Raw genomic sequence first — 17,192 nt, 5'->3', positions numbered from 1 at the left:
TTACAGCTTATTGCTTACGCTTGTCCCACCAGGCAAACAAATTGCCCAAAACCGTTCCTGACACAGAGTGCCAAACGCAGGCAACGGCGGCGGCAACGGCAGATTCGGCATTACCGGGGAAAAATTTAGCACTCAAACCGGTGGCAAGTCCGGCATTTTGTACGCCGACTTCGATGGCAAGAGTGCGTTTTTTGGCGGTGTTCATGCCGGTCAGTGCGCCGCTGTAATAGCCGAGGATGTAGCCACCGATGTTGTGGGCAGCGATGGCGAGTACCATAACGAAGGCGGATTCAGCAAAGCGGTGGCCGTGAACGGCAGCAACGCCGCCGACGATGCAGGCAAACGCGACAACGGCAACAGCAGGCATAATCGCGCGCACGTCTTCAAACCAGTGTTTTTTATGCAGCAATATATTGGCGGCAGAACCGATAACCACAGGCAACAAGGTAACGAGCAACATAAATTTGAACATACCCCAGCCGTCCATTTCGACGGTTTGTCCGACCAAATAAGTCATCCACAGCGGCGTCATCACAGGCGCAAGGACGGTGGAGACGGTGGTCATACCGACTGAAAAGGCGACATCGCCTTTAGCCAAAAAACTCATGATATTGGACGAAACACCGCCCGGGCAGGTGCCGACCAAAACCAGACCCAGCGTTAATCCAGGCGAGAGGTCAAAGGCTCTGGCAATACCGATAGCGAGCAGGGGCATAATCGTGTATTGGGCGATGGCGCCGATAAAAATATCGAGCGGACGTTGCGCCAGAATTTGATAATCTTCTTTGCCTAAAGTCATGCCCATACCGAGCATGATGATACCGAGTACAACGACTTGAGTATCGCCTTTTACCCATGAAAACGTAGCAGGTTCGATAAAGGCGATAATGGAGGCAAGGACGATAATCAAGGCGGTGAAGCGGGTCATTTGCCGACTGATAGCGGTCAGAAAGTTCATATTTTACTCCTTTGTATGTTTTTATCATGACAATAATTGCCATAATTTAACACATATTAACTCTTGTGCGCAATGACAGTAACGAAACAGGAAATCCATCATCCAATAATGTTTAAAAACAAACCACACTAACTCCACCCAATATCAACACAAAGGCCATCTGAAACCTTTTCAGACGGCCTTGTTTTATCCGTTCATTATCGATTTATTCGATATTTTGAACCTGTTCGCGCATTTGTTCGATTAAGACTTTCAGTTCAACCGACGCTTGCGTGCATTCGGCGGCGATGGCTTTGCTGCCCAAAGTGTTGGCTTCGCGGTTCAACTCCTGCATCAGGAAATCCAAACGTTTGCCTACGCTGCCCTTGCCTTCGGTAACGATACGGCGTACTTCGGCGATATGGGTGCGCAAACGGCTGAATTCCTCATCCACATCGGATTTTTGGATGAATAAAGCAAATTCCTGTTGCAAGCGGTCGTTGTCGATATTGCCGACGGCTTCTGCCAAACGGGTTTTGACTTTATCCATATGCGCTTGCAGAAGGCTGGGGAACAATTCGTTCAAAGCGTCCACAATCTCTTCCATGCCATCCAGGCGTTGCAGCAGGTGCTCACCCAGTTTTTTGCCTTCGCGTTTGCGGGCGGCTGTAAACTCTTTCAAAGCGCTGGTCAATAAATCTTTAACGCCTTTGGCCAAAGCCTCGGCATCTTCGCCCTGGCCTGCCAAAACGCCGGGGAAACGCAAAACGTCTGCCACGCTCAGCTTGCCGAAATTGTGTTCCTTGCGCCATTCTTTGTTCAAATGCGCCAGTTGGGCAACCAAATCCTGATTGACCTCCAAAGTCTGTCCGCCCGAGGAGGCATCCTGCAGCTGGATGCGGCATTCCAATTTACCGCGCGCCACAGCCGCGGCAATCTGCTCGCGCAACGCGCCTTCCAAATAACGCAATTCTTCCGGCATACGGAATTGAACATCCAAATAACGATGGTTGACCGCGCGGATTTCCAAATTAATCCGCTTGCCTCCGCATTCGCCTGCGGCATTGGCAAAGCCGGTCATGCTGTGGATTTGAATAGTTCGTCTTGTAGCCATGGTTTTACTCCGTTTCCAAATACGAGTGAAAGTATGGACACTATAACACACCCGACCGACGATTTTCAGACGGCCTTTGGTGCCAAATTCCTCTATAATTCAAGGCAACCTATTTTTTATTCCCCCCAAAGGTTCATCATGAGTAACTACACCCGCACCGGCCGCGCCGCCGACAGCCTGCGCGACATCAAAATTACCCCCAATTTCCTCCCCCATGCCGATGGCTCCTGCCTTATTGAGTGCGGCAACACCAAAGTGATTTGCACTGCCTCCATCGACGAAAATGTCCCACCGTTCCTGCGCGGTAAAGAACAAGGCTGGGTAACGGCCGAATACGGTATGTTGCCGGCTTCCACCGCCTCCCGTATGCGCCGCGAGGCCGCCGCGGGCAAACAATCCGGACGCACACAAGAAATCCAACGCTTGATTGGCCGCTCTCTACGCGCCGTCGTCGATATGGAAAAACTCGGCGAACGCCAAATCCTGATTGACTGCGACGTCATCCAAGCCGACGGCGGCACGCGTACCGCCTCCATTACTGGTGCCTACGTTGCCCTGCAAATCGCCGTAGACAAACTCCTTTCAAACGGCCTTATCAGCGAAAACCCCATCCGTGAAGCCGTTGCCGCCGTTTCCGCCGGCGTGGTGGGCGGTGTACCGCTTTTGGACTTGGACTATCCAGAAGATTCAGGCTGCGACAGCGACGTTAACATCATCATGACCGCATCCGGCAAAATCATCGAAATCCAAGGCACAGCCGAAGGCGCACCCTTCAGCATCGAAGAATTGGGCAAACTCATTGCCCTCGCGCATAAAGGCATTGCTGAATTGGTTCAACACCAGCAGGCCGCTCTTTTGGCCCGATAATCAGCAAGGCCGTCTGAAAACTTTCAGACGGCCTTTTTTAACCAAACCCCTTTATGCGTATTTACTCAAAAAAGCGCGTTCTATCCTTGAATTCCATGTAAAAAATAGTAATAATAACCCTTTTTCCAGCAAACCAAGCTGCCCGACAACCCCCACAAGAAAGCACGAAACATGGCGTTAATCGTACATAAATACGGCGGCACATCAGTAGGCTCGCCCGAACGCATCAAAAACGTAGCCAAACGTGTCGCCAAAGCCCGCGCCGAAGGACACGACATCGTAGTCGTCGTATCCGCCATGAGCGGCGAAACCAACCGACTGGTCGCACTGGCGCACGAAATGCAAGAGCATCCCGATCCGCGCGAACTCGACGTCGTTCTCGCTACCGGCGAACAAGTGACCATCGGCCTGCTGGCCATGGCCCTGAAAGACATCGGCGTTGACGCCAAGAGCTACACCGGCTGGCAAGTCGCCCTCCAAACCGACACTTCCCACACCAAAGCCCGCATCGAAAACATCGACGACGAAAGAATGCGTGCCGATTTGGCTGCCGGTAAAGTCGTTATCGTAGCCGGTTTCCAAGGCATCAGCAGCGAAGGCAATATCTCAACCCTCGGCCGTGGCGGTTCGGATACCTCCGCCGTTGCCATCGCCGCAGCCCTCAAAGCCGACGAATGCCAAATTTATACCGACGTAGACGGCGTTTACACCACCGACCCGCGCGTCGTACCCGAAGCACGCCGCATGGACACGATCACATTCGAAGAAATGATCGAATTGGCCAGCCTCGGCTCAAAAGTTTTACAAATCCGCTCCGTAGAATTCGCCGGAAAATACAAAGTGCGCCTGCGCGTACTCAGCAGCCTGCAAGATGGCGGCAACGGCACCCTGATTACCTTTGAAGAGGACGACAACATGGAAAGAGCAGCCGTAACCGGTATCGCATTCGACAAAAACCAAGCACGCATCAACGTACGCGGCGTACCTGACAAACCCGGCGTTGCCTACCAAATCCTCGGCGCAGTTGCCGATGCCAACATCGAAGTCGACATGATCATCCAAAATGTTGGCAGCGAAGGCACAACAGACTTCTCCTTCACCGTTCCACGCGGAGACTACAAACAAACCATCGAACTCCTGCAACAACGCCAAGACAGCATCGGCGCCGCCTACATCGACGGCGACGACACCGTATGCAAAGTCTCCGCAGTCGGCTTGGGCATGCGTTCACACGTCGGCGTAGCCGCCAAAATCTTCCGCACCCTCGCAGAAGAAGGCATCAACATCCAAATGATTTCAACTTCCGAAATCAAAGTATCCGTCCTGATTGACGAAAAATACATGGAACTGGCTACCCGCGTTCTGCACAAAGCATTCGACTTAGGCAACTAATTCCAACCAGTCAAAAAGGCCTTCTGAAACTTTATTGTTTCAGAAGGCCTTTTTTATTTCCATTACATAAATCAACAACATCTTAATAAAAAAAATCAACTTTAGCTCAAAACAGTGTAGCCTGGCTTATTATTACCCTTGTTAATTTCATTATATATTCAATATTTTACAACCATCCACCTTCGCCGTTTAATTCCAAAAACATACCACTTAACCTAATTTGAGAAAAATAAACAAATCTGTAATAAAATAGGACAAAAGTACAAACAATTATCTACGCTCATCAATAAAAACAAATTTCCCCCAATTTTCTCCTAACTTAAGAAGGAATCCTAATATGAACGTATTAAACAAATTCGGTATGCTGATCTTGACCGCTTCCCTGCTGGCAGCCTGCGGCGACTCCGGTAATAAAGGCAGCAGCGACAAACCGGCAGAACAAGTTGCTCAAAGCGAATCTAGCTCTGCCAACAAATACGAAAAAGCTCTGAGCGAATTCCCGGAAGCAGATCCTAAACTGGCCGAACCTATCGTCATTTCCGATAAAAAATCTCCAGACGGTCTTGCCGAATTGCAAAAATTCATTCACTTCACCACTGGTGAAGAAGCTCAAAAAATTACTCAGCTAGGCCTAGAATTGCAAAACTTGGCTAACCAAAATAAAGAAAAAGAAGCTTTGGAGCAGATGAACAAACTGACTGCCGCACTGGAACAATTCCATCAGAGCGCAGCTGCCCTCGACATCAAAGATCCTGAAATCAAAGCAGTTCTGGATCGTGCATTACAAGTCAGCAGTGCTGCCAACAACATGATGATTTATGCAGGCAAACATGCTTCTGAGCTGACTATCAACGGCAAAGATAAAGATTCGCTCAAATTTGCCAATGATTTCCAAGAAAAATCTCAAAAATTGCAAGAAACCCTACGTGCAGCCAATCAAGAAGTACAAAAAGCTGCCGAAGCTTTAGGCAAAAAATACTCCCAATAAGCCTATTGTTTCCGATAAATATCGGTGGTATCGGCAACATCGATACCACCTTTCCAAACCCTAAGTCAGGTTGAACACAATGAATAATCTAAACCCTTCACTCCCCTGCCCACACTGCCATGCCCCGATCCAAGGCGGATTGGTTAAAGGTTTGGCCGCAGTCAAAGAATGTCCTTCCTGCCATAAAAAAGTCAAATTCAAAAAACCGCCTGTTGGCGAATATTTCAAAGCTTTGCTGAAACCTTTCGCTATTTTTGTAGTAGTTGTCTGCATCGTAGCGGCAATACTGATCAGCCTGTTTGGTACATTCCCCCAATATATCAGTATGGCATTAGTTATCGGCTTTTTCGTCTACTACATTATCCCGATTCAAAACAAACTTTCATCTTTTGAAAAAGACGAATAAACATATACTTTGCCCATCCAACCCACTTTTCCGGATGGGCAATACTTTATACGGCCCAATAAAAAATAATGAAATCGTCCCCATTTTTTTGTCCGCATTGCTCCAATCCGATTCGAGGTAGTGCATTCAAAGGACTGAAAAGCATTAAAGAATGCCCGACCTGCCACAAAAAAGTCCGCTATAAGCAGCCAACTGCAAAAGAAATCCGCCAAGCGACATGGAAAAAGAGCATTATTTTCCTTGCCCTGCTGACCTTATACCTTGCCTTTCTGATTGCACTATTTCGCGCAGATATTCCTTTTACGTATCTCATCCTTCCTATCATGCTCTATTTGGTTGCAGTCTTCCAGCCTGCCATTATCAAGCATTCTTCATTTGAGAAAGACGAATAGCCTGCTTTCAGACGGCCATCGCCTTCGATAACAAGGTTTGGCCAATACCGATTTTAATCCTTATCCCCGATATCCCCTCCAAGGCTTTTATTACATGAAACGTCCAGTCCCTGTTACCATCGCCACCGTTCTCTATTTCATCATAACTGCCCTTACTTGCTTTACTACGGTTGCTCTTGCGATTTATTCGGGCGATTTACTGATAGAGGTTGCAGCCTTGGCATTCCCTTTCCTGCCTTGGTGGCTGTCTATGCCCCTATACTTCATCCTCCTTTCCTTACCGGTATTTATTGCTGTCGGCCTGCTTTCAGGCAACCGTTCTGCCCGTTGGCTGGCTATTGTGCTAGCGGCCTCTTCGCTAATCATGGTGTATAGCGATATGGCGAGCTATAGTTCTCAACAAATCATTATTCAATCCATTCTCCACCCTGTTTTGCTGCTCCTCATCTTCAATCCGGTATCCAACCGCTATTTCGCCAATGCGGCCTCAAAAACCGAATCCTAAACCATCGGATTTTGACTTCAAAAAAACTTAAGGCCGTCTGAAACCCTTGCCCTTACGCAAATCTTTTTCAGACGGCCTAAAATAGAATGGCCTTTTCAGACTGTCTTTTCCTAAGGCAGCCCTTCATACAAGCAATAATGCGTTTCCCTTAGCAGCTTTAAATACCAAACTGTAAGCAAACAAACCCATGAAATCAGTTTTTCCTATTTTCTTTATCCTGCTCAACTTATTCTTCATCCTCTATTTGCGACGCAAGCTATCTATATGGATTCGTTTGGCACTTTACTTGTCTATCGGTGGACTGTTTTATTTATGGATGTCCAACAAATCTGCCCTAACCTCCCTATTTGCACACACCCTGTCATTACAGCCATTCGACGTATTTCATGAGACAATCGGTTTTTCATTATCGGTTACAGTCTTCCTCAATCTGTTTGACTTGCTTGCCGTACCTTCGATTGTCCGTTTCCCCAACTTAATCCTCAAAAATCCCCAACACCACCATCAGTCTGTTCAATGGTATCTTGCCAATACTTCCCTTTTTGAACGCTTTTTCCACTATTTCTACTCTTTCTGCTGTTGCCTCATGTTTTATGGTATATGGCACGAAGCCTTCCGATAATCAATCTAAAAAACAAAGGGACATCATCAAAATGTCCCTTTGTTTATATTCAGACGGCCTTGAATATCTCCAACACTCAATCCTTCCCTCCTCTCGAAAAATGCTCAATCTCAAATCCGCTCTGACGATAAGCTCGAAAACGGTCTCGGGCTTCGGCCAAATCTTCTAAGCTGTTGCCCACAATTTCAAGGATACGGTTTGGAATGGCCGGGGCTTGGCTCCAGAAATCAGCAGACAGGTTCAAAACCGTGCAATCTTGCGAAATATTCGGCAATGCGTTTCCAAACGCAAGCAATACCGGCGTTTCAGACGGCATGGGGTCGGTAGGCAGCCAGACTTCATGCGGAATAAAGCTTTCGGGAATTTGCTGCCAAAAATCAACGTCTAGTTGCTGCACTGCCGCGGCAGAATCCGACCACACCAAAATCTGCCCGCCATCGCGTATGGCGCGCGCAATCAGGCGGCAGGCAAAGGCGGCCGGGCGGGCGACGTGTGTATAAAAAGTGGCTTTAGGCATGGCGTATTCTTTCGTTTAGGCAATGGATTGGCCGGTTTCAGACGGCCTTTTTGGTTTTCAACAATCTCAAGGCATTGCCCAACACCAGCAGCGAGCTGAAACTCATGCCGAGCGCGGCGATCCACGGGGTAACGTAACCAAACACGGCCAGCGGAACGGCAACCAGATTGTATGCGCTAGCCCAAGTCAGGTTTTGGCGGATAATTTGATGGGTGCGGCGTGCCTGTTCCATCATCACGGGCAAAACGTTCAAATCATCATTGAGCAAAACCACATCCGCACCGTCTCGCGCCACATCGGCACTCGTGGCCACGGCGGCCGACACGTCGGCTTGGGCAAGGACGGGGGCATCGTTGATCCCGTCGCCGATCATCATGACTTTACGCCCTTGTTTTTGCAGATTTTCCACATAAGCAAGTTTGTCTTCAGGCGTGGCTTCGGCACGATAGGCATCCAATCCCAGCTCTTGCGCGACTTGGGCTACGGCAGCTTGACGGTCACCGCTTAAAAGGTGCAGACGGATGCCGTGTTGTTTCAGGTTTTGCAACATTTCAGCGGCGCTGTCTTTGATTTGGTCTTCCAGCAAAAAGGCCGTCTGAAAACCGCTTTGATTGCCCAAGAAAATAATGCCGCCTGTGTGGTCGATATGGGCAAATGTTTCAGGCAGATTACCGGCGATTTCCGAAACAAACGCCGCTTTGCCCAAAGCCCAAACTTGGGTTTTGCCATCCAATTCGATTTGTGCGCTGACACCGTGTCCGATACGGTTGACCCGTTGCTGCACTTTCACATCAAGCGCGGATACAGGTCCGTCTAAAAGCGTATGGTTCAAAATGGCACGGGCGATGGGGTGTTCGGATTGCTGTTCCAATGCTTGGGCAACGGCAAGGGCTTGGACTTCGTTCAGACGGCCTGCTGACAACATACGGCTGACGGAAAGCTGCCCTTTGGTCAGCGTACCTGTTTTATCGAACACGACGTCGTCAATTTGAGCAAGCGTTTCCAGGCTTTGTTTGCCGCTGATGAGAATCCCGTCTTTGGCAAGCGCACCGGTAGAAGCAGCCAGCGCAGTCGGAGTCGCAAGCGACAAGGCACATGGGCAGGTAATGACCAGCAAGGCAACGGTAATCCACAAGGCGGTGTGCGCATCTGCATACCAAGCCCAGCCGATAAAAACAGGAATCGCAAGCAAAAGTTCGCCAAACACAAAACTGGACGCGTATTTTTCGGCCAACTCGGCGGCACGCGGTTTTTGCGCCAGCGCACGGTCGAGCAGTTTGACGATATGGGACAGGCGCGTGTTGCCACCGGTATGGTCGGTGCGGATGATTAAAGGGCTGCTGGTGTTAAGCGTGCCGGCGGTTACTTTTTCAGACGGCCTTTTGACAATCGGCAAACTTTCGCCGGTCAACATGGCTTCGTTAACTTCGCTTTCGCCGGACAAAACCGTACCGTCCACCGGAATGACTTCGCCAGGCTTCACAACAATCGTATCGCCGATATTGAGGCGGACGACTGCGGCTTCCTCGATGACTTCGCTTTCCGGATAAGACGGCAAACGGTGGCAGAATGCCGGAACCAGTTTGACCAACCGCTCCGCCGCATCGCCTGCTTTGCGTCGGGCAATCTGTTCCATAAAACGCCCGCCCAATAGGAAAAACAGCAACATGGCGATGGATTCAAAATACATGCCCTGCCCTGCGTTGGTGGCCAAACTGTAAATACCCGCAATAAAGGTCATCACAATGGCAATGGCAATCGGCGTATCCATGCCGACACGGCGGTTTTTCCAGTCGCGCCACGCGCCGCGGTAAAACGGCAACGCGCTATAAAACACAACGGGCAACACCATCAAAAAGCCGCCCCAATGCAGGATTTCCAAATAAAGCGGCTCGATGTCGCCGCCGTAAAAATAAGTCGGCAGGGCAAACATCATCGTCTGCATCATACCCAGACCGGCCACGGCCAATCTGACGATAAACTGTTTGCGTTCCTTCTGCGCCTGCACTTCGATTTTTTGCGCATCATAAGGCGCAGCGGTATAACCGGTTTGGCGGATTTTCAGCAAAATGTCCGACAATTCGATGTGGGCGCTGTCCCACACCACGCGGCAGCGGTGGGTGCTGTAATTCAAATCCACGCGCACTACGCCCTTCATGCGCAACAACTGCTGCTCAATCAGCCACACGCACGCGGCGCAGGTAATGCCGCCCAGCATCAACACCGCCTCGCGTTCATCCCCTGCGCCGACCTCGACAAAATCCGCCTGCACTTCGGGCAAATCGTATAGCTTTAATTGCGACAACACTTCCGGTGGCGGCAATTCGGATTTTTCCGCGTCTGCGGTACGCTGTTTGTAATAATTGCCCAAACCTGCATCGATGATACTCTGCGCCACTGCTTGACAACCGGCACAGCAGGTTTCGTGTTCTTCGTCTTCAAAACGAACCGTCAGATGCAGATGCTCCGGGACTTCAAGTCCGCAATGGAAACAGTTTTTTTGGGGATGTGTGGAAGATGTCATCATGTGTTCGATTTATTTTTCAGACGGCCTGAAACAACCGTCCCAGGGTGTTACATTTTAGCAAAAAGCGTTTTTCTGCTTCATTTCATTTACTTTTGAATCAATAGACTGTCGGACTTTGTAAAAAATATGGAAAACAAAGTATTGACCGTTCATAAAACGATGAACGGTAACATATAAATACCGTTTATCTTTAAAAACTTCCGATTATTTTAATGTAAAAATGGAACTTTTTTAAAAATTCCGATACATTCTTTGTTGACCTCAGCCCACTTAAGCAGCATACTTTAGGCATTCCGCGAAGACGGAAATCAAAAAACACACATTTACTTATAAAACTAACTTATTGGGAAACCTCACCATGATTGATCGCCTTATGCCTATCTTTGCCGTTATCGGCATTTTGTCCAGCACCGTATACCTGAGCCTCGCCGCTTGGATGCTTTACGAAAGCGTGTTTAAAAAGAAAAGCCCTCTGTCGGCATAATCCTCAGATTTAAAATTTTACGGTAAGGCCGTCTGAACATTCAGACGGCCTTGTTTCATTCCATACCATCAAGCACTTTTCTGTACGGTCAATTCAATCATCGCTTCACGCAAACCGTCCAAGCCCAAACTTTCGGCAACGGAAACATTCACGCCGACGGCATGCCCGGAATTGTCGCGCAAAATGCCTGCTTCACGCATACCCGGCGGCAGCAAATCGATTTTGTTGTACACCACCAACTGCGGAATTTCATGCGCGCCGATTTCTTCCAAGACTTCGTTGACATCGTCCATCTGCCGTTCAAAATCAGGATTGGACGCATCAACGACGTGCAGTAGCACATCCGCCATCGCCGTCTCTTCCAAGGTGGCGGAAAACGCCGACACCAGCTTGTGCGGCAAATCGCGGACGAAGCCGACGGTATCGGTCAAAATCACGCTCGCCTCATGCGACAGGAAAAGCCGGCGCGCAGTGGTATCCAAAGTAGCGAACAACTGGTCTTTCGCCAATACGTCTGCTTTGGTCAAGCGGTTGAACAGGCTGGATTTTCCGGCATTGGTATAGCCGACAATGGCAAAGGTTTTCAGACGGCCGCTCATGCGCGATTTGCGGCGCGTGGCGCGTTGTTTGCGGACATCGGCAAGCTGTTTTTTCAATGCCGTGATTTTTTGTCCGATTAAACGGCGGTCGGTTTCCAGCTGGGTTTCGCCCGGCCCTTTCAAGCCGATGCCGCCCTTCTGACTTTGCAGGTGTCCATAACCGCGCACCAGCCGTCCGCTCAAATGGTTCAACTGAGCCAGCTCCACCTGCAACTTACCTTCCTGCGATTGGGCGCGTTTGGCAAAAATCGCCAAAATCAAACCCACTCTGTCTAGGACGCGGCATTGAAGCTCTTTTTCCAGATTACGCTCTTGTGTCGGCGTGAGTTCGTGGTTGAACACAACCAGCCCGACATCATGCTGCTTGACCACTGCCGCCAACTCTTCCGCCTTGCCCGTACCGACAAACGAAGCCGGATGCGGTTTATCGCGGCGTGAAGTTTCGATAGAAACCAAATCGCCGCCGGCCGCGCCCACCAATTCTGCCGCTTCGGTCAAGGCCGTCTGAAAGCCGCGCTCGCGCGTTTCGTTTGCGCCGGAATAGTCCGCCGTCAACATCACGCCGACCAAGAGGACGCGTTCGGGCTTTTCCAAAGATTTATCGACGGAAAACAGATTGCGCTTGCTCAAAAAATTTCCTTTCAGACGGCCTTATGGTCGGGGCAAAGTCCTGATTAACGGTTTTTCAAAATATCAGCAAAATATTCGGTCACTTCTGCCAAACGTCCACCCTGCTCGGCATAAGGCTGCATGACGGCTACCAGCTGCTCTAATACTTCGCGCGTTTCGGTTTGCGCATGTTCGCGGTAGAGCCACATATTTTGCATGGTCACTGTGGTCAATACCTCGCGTACATTAAGCAAGAGCAAGTGGCGGCAAGACTCATAGCCTTGGCGCAAATCGCCGGCCGCATAGGCGGTAACCGACAATTCATAATCGATGTCCAACTGATAAACATTGCTTTGGACAAAAAGAATATCGTCTTTTGGGAACGGGATACGTTTCGCCATCAGGCCGATTGCATGGGAAATGCGGTATTTCCCTTCCTGACGCAGCATGGTTTGCGCAAGGTAGAGACACTCGGCACGGCGCGGGTTGTAATCGTAGCCTGCCAACCAAGTTGCCAAGGCTTCATCGCGTTTGCCCATTAATTTGTAGCACTCGCCCAGCTGTTGGTAAGAAACCGTCACTTCCTCTATCCAACCGCCCAACTCGATGCGTTTTTTAAACCATTCGCTCGCACGCTCGGGCATATCAGAATCCCAATAAGAGCGCGCCGCGTAAAAGGCGTAACGCGGTTTCAGGTCTTCATCTTCAGGGCTGTAAAACGCTTTTTCCAAAGAAACCGCGTCAAGCAGGTATTTGTTCGCCATATTGCTGCGCGCGCCGAAACGGCCGCTGAGAACCGTATAGTCGCCATGAAGCGTGGCTTCGCTGGTATCTTGTTTGTCGGTTTCAATAAATTCGTGCAACACGCCGCGCCAGTAGAATGTTCCGTCATTGCGCAACAACAGCGGACGGTAATAAACCACGCTGCCCATGGCATTTCTCATGCGGAGGCGGTAACGGTCGGCGGTCAACTCGGGCAATTCCAATTTGCCTTCAAAGCGGTCGTCCGCATCAAAAATCAACACGTAATCGGTTTTGTTTTTTGCGTGTTTCAACGCCTGATTGCGGTTGTATGCAAAATTTTGCCAACCATCATGATGAATCTCGCCTGCGATGCCCTTTGCATCGAAAAAGCGGCGGATCACGCCGGCGGTATCATCGGTCGAGCCGGTGTCACTGATGACGTAGTAGTCAAGTTTGATGTGGTCGGTGATGTTGGCCAGTGTTTCTTCGATAATTGCCGCTTCGTTTTTGACAATCATATTCAAGCAGATGGTTTGGGACATTTTCAATAGCCGCATTGGTTTGGAAAGGTATTATTTTACTTTAGCATTTTGTTTTTTGCACACAAAATACTCAGGCCGTCTGAAGATTGCCTTTCAGACGGCCTGAAGTTTATTTTGCCTTATCTTTTTTCTTGACGGCGTATCAGATACACCGCCAACAGTGCAAACAAAACCGTCGGCAATGCGCCCGCCAAAAACGGCGGCACGCCGTACAACTGACTGGTAAAGCCGAAGAGCCGTCCGGCAAAGTGGAACAGCAAACCAAGGCAGATACCGCCGAAAAGTTTCAAGCCCATATTGCCGTGGCGCGTGGTTTGCGGGGTAAAGGCAAAGGCAACAAGCGCCATCACCCATGCGGCAACGGGATACACCAGCTTGCGCCACCATGCGATGGCATAGACTTGGGTATTTTGGTTGTTTTTTTCCAGATGGTCGATGTAGGTGGTCAATTCGCCGACAGACATTTGGTCGGGCTTGACGAGCAATACGTCCATCAGGTTGCGTTTGACGGAAATCGGCCAGTTTTCTTCGGCGGCGGTAGAAACCTCGACTTTATCTTCGCCCAATATGCTGCGGCGGATGTTTTTCAGCTGCCAGCTGCCGTCGGGATTCAAAACCGCTGATTCGGCTTCTGCCGCTTGGGTCAGTTCGTTTTTATCGTTGCGCTGCCAAATTTTGATGCCCAGCAGGGTATGGTCGGGCAGCATTTCGCGCACGTTGATGATGCTGTTTTTTTCTTTGAGCCAAAGGCCGGTATTGCCGGTACTGATTTTGCCGTTGATGGCGGCGGCTTTGATGTTTTCGGCTTTTTGACTCAGCGTGGGTGCAACCCATTCGCCAAGCGCGACGGTGGCAATGGCGAAAATCAAACCGAACTGCGACAGAATCAACAGCAGCTTTTTGGTGCTCATGCCGCTGGCTTTGATGACGGTCAGCTCGCTGCCGGAAGCCAGTTGGCTGAGGGAAATCAGGCCGCCGATCAAAACGGCAAGCGGCATCAGTTCATAGGCGCGCGCAGGCATCTGCATTAAAACATACTGCCCCAATTTTGCGCCGTTATAGCTGCCTTTTCCAAGATCGCCGACTTCGTTGATGATTTCAAAAAAGCTGTACAAAGCGAGGAAGGCAAGAAGGGCGTAAACCGCCATAACCGCCATTTGACGGATGATGTAACGTGAAATCAGGTTCATTTTCCGCCTTTCAATGTCAGACTTTTGGCAACCGCCTGCCAGAAGGGTTGGCTAGGCATACTGCGCACGCGCAGCAGGACGACGGCAATCACAAACATGATGATGTGCATGGGCAGCAGTCCGAGCCAGAAATGGATTTTGCCGTCTTCCACGGCATTGCGCAGAAAGGTCAGCCCGTTTTGGTAAACCAAAAACAAGCCGATGGCAATCAGGATATTGTAGGTATGGCCGCTGCGCGGATTGAAATAGGAAAGCGGCACGGCAAGCAGGCACAGCAACAAAACGCTGACGGTCAAGGAAATACGCCACATCAATTCCGCCTGGTGTTGGGGGTTGCTGCTGCCAATCAGTTGGGCGGTCGGGATGGTACGGCGGTGTGAAACAGGGTCGATGAGTTTGGGCGTGGTGCTGATAATCAGGCTGAGGTGTTGGAAAGAAACGCGGTTGTAATCGGCTTTGCCGGGCGTACCGCTGTAACGGTAGCCGTCGCGCAATTCAAGCGTACGTTTGTTGTCGGTCAGCGAAAAATTGCCCTCTTTGGCAAAAACGATGTTGTCGTTGCCATTTTTATCCTGCTCGCGCAGGAACAGGTTTTTCATGATGCCGGATTCGGTATCGAAGGTTTCGACAAAATAAACCCTGCCGTTGCGCTTGCCCAAGCTATTAAACTCGCCGGCTTCCACCAAAGATAATTCCTGCTTCTGCTTCAAAATTTCGGCATATTCGCGGCTACGCAACTCTGCCCACGGCATTACCCAAAGCTGCATGACGGCAATCAAAATGGCAAACGGCACGGCAAACTGCATGACCGGGCGTATCCATTGTTTCAATGCCAATCCGCAAGAGAGCCAAACCGACATTTCGCTGTCGCGCCAGTAGCGGGTCAATACAGTCAACGTACTGATAAATGCGGTCAACACCAGCAAAAGCGGTGTCATGCCGATTACCCAGAAGCCGACTAAGGCCAGCACGGCATCGATGGCGACACGCCCGTCGGCTGCGCGGCCAAGCAGGTTGATGGCCTGCGTGGACACCAATACCGCCAAGAGGACGACAAAGATGCCGACGGCGGTAAAGGAAAGTTCTTTAATAAAGTTTCTTTGGTAAATCATAAGATTGAGCGTGGTATACGGTTTATGGGAAACCTATATTTATTAATAAGGCTTCAGACGGCATGACACAAATGGAGTACAATGATTTTCATCTGTTCGGACGGTTGGTCAACAGGCCGTCTGAACAACCGACAACCGTTCCAATCAGGAGAATAAACGTGAAATTTAGCACAAAAGCCGAAACTTTGCAGGCTCAACAGGCAGGTGCGCAATTATTTGTCTGCGCCGAAGCATCGCAACTGAGCAACCCGACTGCCCTCGCCCTCTTCGCTTCCCTTGAAGAAGGTCAAAATTTCGCCGACACCAAAATCCCGACGGACAACGGTTTGCAAGCCATTGCCGTCTCCCGCCTCGAAAAAACCGACCGCGCCGCGCTGAACAAAGCCGCAGCCGAAGCCGCCAAATGGGCGCAAAATCAAGAAACGGTCAATGTGGACGTTCACGCCTTTGAAGAAGCGCAAGCAGCAGCCGTTGCCGAAGCGTTTGCGATTGCGTTCGGCAATGCCGCCTACCGTTTCGACCGCTACAAAAAAGAAGCCAAACCGGCCAAATTTGCAGAAGCCGTGTTCCACAGCGCACACGAAGCCGCCGTCAAAGAAGCCCTGCGCGTTGCCGAAGCGCAGGTTTACGGACAAAGCCTCTGCCGCGACTTGGGCAATGCCGCACCCAACGAATGCACGCCTGAATTCCTCGCGCGTACCGCGAAAGCCGAAGCCGAAAAATTGGGCGCACACGCTAAAATCATTGAAAAAGACTACATTAAAGAAAACATGGGTTCGTTCTGGTCTGTCGCCAAAGGCAGCGTCGAAGACCCATATTTGGTCGAACTGAGCTATTTCGGTGCGGCCGACAAAGAAGCCGCCCCCGTCGTCTTGGTCGGCAAAGGCATTACCTTCGACACAGGCGGCATTTCCCTCAAACCCGGCCTGAACATGGACGAAATGAAGTTCGACATGTGCGGCGCGGCAACCGTCATCAGTACCTTCTGCGCCGCCGTCAAACTGCAACTGCCGATCAACCTGATTGCCGTCGTCGCCACCTGCGAAAACATGCCTTCCGGCGCGGCCAACAAACCGGGGGACGTCGTGAAAAGCATGAAAGGCTTGACCATCGAAGTATTGAACACCGATGCCGAAGGCCGTCTGATTTTATGCGACGCACTCACTTACGCCGAACAATTCAAACCCAAAGCCGTTATCGACGTCGCCACCCTGACCGGCGCGTGCATCATCGCTTTGGGTCATGACGTCAGCGGCGTGATGGGCAACAATCAAGATTTGGTCGACAGCCTGCTGACCGCTTCCCGCAACGTGGACGACAAAGCATGGCAACTGCCGCTCTTTGAAACCTACAAAGACCAACTCAAATCCAACTTTGCCGACATTCCAAACATCGGTACGCCGGGTGCAGGCACGATTACCGCCGCAACATTCCTGTCTTACTTCACCGAAGACTATCCATGGGCACACCTCGACATCGCAGGTACCGCATGGAAATCCGGCGGTGAAAAAGGCGCGACCGGCCGCCCTGTTCCTTTATTGTTGAACTATCTGCGCAATGTGAAATAAAACTTGGGGGAAGCCTGCAGGGTTACACATTTCAACCCCGCAGGCCGTCTGAAAACGGAATCCGCATTATCTGACTC

The 17,192-nt window shown here is 50.4% G+C and carries 17 protein-coding genes; 9 read left to right on the top strand and 8 right to left on the bottom strand.

Features of this window, described 5'->3' with window-relative positions; all coding sequences use genetic code 11:
- Window positions 1–7 precede the first annotated feature (7 nt).
- The gene (locus HMPREF2952_RS04825) at window positions 8–958 is read right to left on the bottom strand and encodes a bile acid:sodium symporter family protein (protein WP_004519302.1); all 951 of its coding nucleotides are present in this window, start codon (window positions 956–958) and stop codon (window positions 8–10) included.
- Between the two features lie 205 nt (window positions 959–1,163).
- Window positions 1,164–2,051, bottom strand: a complete 888-nt coding sequence (locus HMPREF2952_RS04820) for a YicC/YloC family endoribonuclease (protein WP_283116877.1) — start codon at window positions 2,049–2,051, stop codon at window positions 1,164–1,166.
- Window positions 2,052–2,189: 138 nt separating this feature from the next.
- On the opposite strand from HMPREF2952_RS04820, the gene rph reads away from it, so the two are divergent.
- From rph to HMPREF2952_RS11215, 7 genes are all read left to right on the top strand, one after another.
- Entirely contained in the window at window positions 2,190–2,918 is a 729-nt protein-coding gene (gene rph, locus HMPREF2952_RS04815; protein ID WP_039861956.1) for a ribonuclease PH, read from the top strand.
- A gap of 171 nt (window positions 2,919–3,089) precedes the next feature.
- Window positions 3,090–4,310 (top strand): aspartate kinase, encoded by a 1,221-nt coding sequence (locus tag HMPREF2952_RS04810; protein ID WP_004519299.1) that lies wholly within the window; start codon window positions 3,090–3,092, stop codon window positions 4,308–4,310.
- Window positions 4,311–4,647: 337 nt separating this feature from the next.
- A complete protein-coding gene (locus tag HMPREF2952_RS04805; RefSeq protein WP_004519298.1) occupies window positions 4,648–5,298 on the top strand; it encodes a hypothetical protein in 651 nt (216 codons plus the stop codon).
- A 79-nt stretch (window positions 5,299–5,377) separates the two neighbouring features.
- Complete coding sequence (locus tag HMPREF2952_RS04800; RefSeq protein WP_224783368.1) at window positions 5,378–5,704, top strand: purine permease; 327 nt, start codon at window positions 5,378–5,380, stop codon at window positions 5,702–5,704.
- A gap of 68 nt (window positions 5,705–5,772) precedes the next feature.
- The gene (locus HMPREF2952_RS04795; RefSeq protein ID WP_004519296.1) at window positions 5,773–6,096 is read left to right on the top strand and encodes a hypothetical protein; all 324 of its coding nucleotides are present in this window, start codon (window positions 5,773–5,775) and stop codon (window positions 6,094–6,096) included.
- Between the two features lie 94 nt (window positions 6,097–6,190).
- Window positions 6,191–6,601 carry a hypothetical protein gene (locus HMPREF2952_RS04790; RefSeq protein ID WP_004519295.1) on the top strand — a complete coding sequence of 137 codons (411 nt, stop codon included), beginning with the start codon at window positions 6,191–6,193 and terminating at the stop codon, window positions 6,599–6,601.
- Between the two features lie 187 nt (window positions 6,602–6,788).
- A complete protein-coding gene (locus HMPREF2952_RS11215) occupies window positions 6,789–7,223 on the top strand; it encodes a hypothetical protein (RefSeq protein WP_141744533.1) in 435 nt (144 codons plus the stop codon).
- A gap of 76 nt (window positions 7,224–7,299) precedes the next feature.
- Here the strand turns inward: HMPREF2952_RS11215 and HMPREF2952_RS04785 are convergent, their stop codons facing one another.
- Window positions 7,300–7,740, bottom strand: a complete 441-nt coding sequence (locus HMPREF2952_RS04785) for a DNA polymerase III subunit chi (protein WP_004519293.1) — start codon at window positions 7,738–7,740, stop codon at window positions 7,300–7,302.
- A 37-nt stretch (window positions 7,741–7,777) separates the two neighbouring features.
- Window positions 7,778–10,264 carry a heavy metal translocating P-type ATPase gene (locus tag HMPREF2952_RS04780; protein WP_049335597.1) on the bottom strand — a complete coding sequence of 829 codons (2,487 nt, stop codon included), beginning with the start codon at window positions 10,262–10,264 and terminating at the stop codon, window positions 7,778–7,780.
- A 361-nt stretch (window positions 10,265–10,625) separates the two neighbouring features.
- Here HMPREF2952_RS04780 and HMPREF2952_RS11495 point away from each other — a divergent pair, with 361 nt between their 5' ends.
- Entirely contained in the window at window positions 10,626–10,751 is a 126-nt protein-coding gene (locus HMPREF2952_RS11495; RefSeq protein ID WP_003678791.1) for a hypothetical protein, read from the top strand.
- Between the two features lie 68 nt (window positions 10,752–10,819).
- Here the strand turns inward: HMPREF2952_RS11495 and hflX are convergent, their stop codons facing one another.
- The 4 genes from hflX to lptF all read right to left on the bottom strand — a co-directional run bounded on the left by hflX (window position 10,820) and on the right by lptF (window position 15,547).
- Window positions 10,820–11,980, bottom strand: coding sequence for a GTPase HflX (gene hflX, locus HMPREF2952_RS04775; protein WP_070625930.1), 1,161 nt, complete (start codon window positions 11,978–11,980; stop codon window positions 10,820–10,822).
- Between the two features lie 44 nt (window positions 11,981–12,024).
- Window positions 12,025–13,245 (bottom strand): glycosyltransferase, encoded by a 1,221-nt coding sequence (locus HMPREF2952_RS04770; RefSeq protein WP_224783369.1) that lies wholly within the window; start codon window positions 13,243–13,245, stop codon window positions 12,025–12,027.
- A 119-nt stretch (window positions 13,246–13,364) separates the two neighbouring features.
- Entirely contained in the window at window positions 13,365–14,435 is a 1,071-nt protein-coding gene (lptG, locus tag HMPREF2952_RS04765) for an LPS export ABC transporter permease LptG (RefSeq protein WP_003745632.1), read from the bottom strand.
- Window positions 14,432–15,547 (bottom strand): LPS export ABC transporter permease LptF, encoded by a 1,116-nt coding sequence (gene lptF / locus HMPREF2952_RS04760; RefSeq protein WP_004519285.1) that lies wholly within the window; start codon window positions 15,545–15,547, stop codon window positions 14,432–14,434. Before lptF ends, lptG begins: the two co-directional genes overlap by 4 nt.
- A gap of 158 nt (window positions 15,548–15,705) precedes the next feature.
- Between lptF and HMPREF2952_RS04755 the strand changes: the two genes are divergently transcribed.
- Entirely contained in the window at window positions 15,706–17,115 is a 1,410-nt protein-coding gene (locus HMPREF2952_RS04755) for a leucyl aminopeptidase (RefSeq protein ID WP_070695333.1), read from the top strand.
- Window positions 17,116–17,192 lie beyond the last annotated feature (77 nt).

This window comes from Neisseria sp. HMSC068C12 (assembly GCF_001814095.1).
GTDB classification, from domain to species: domain Bacteria; phylum Pseudomonadota; class Gammaproteobacteria; order Burkholderiales; family Neisseriaceae; genus Neisseria; species Neisseria perflava.
This window is presented reverse-complemented; position numbering and strand designations above follow the sequence as displayed.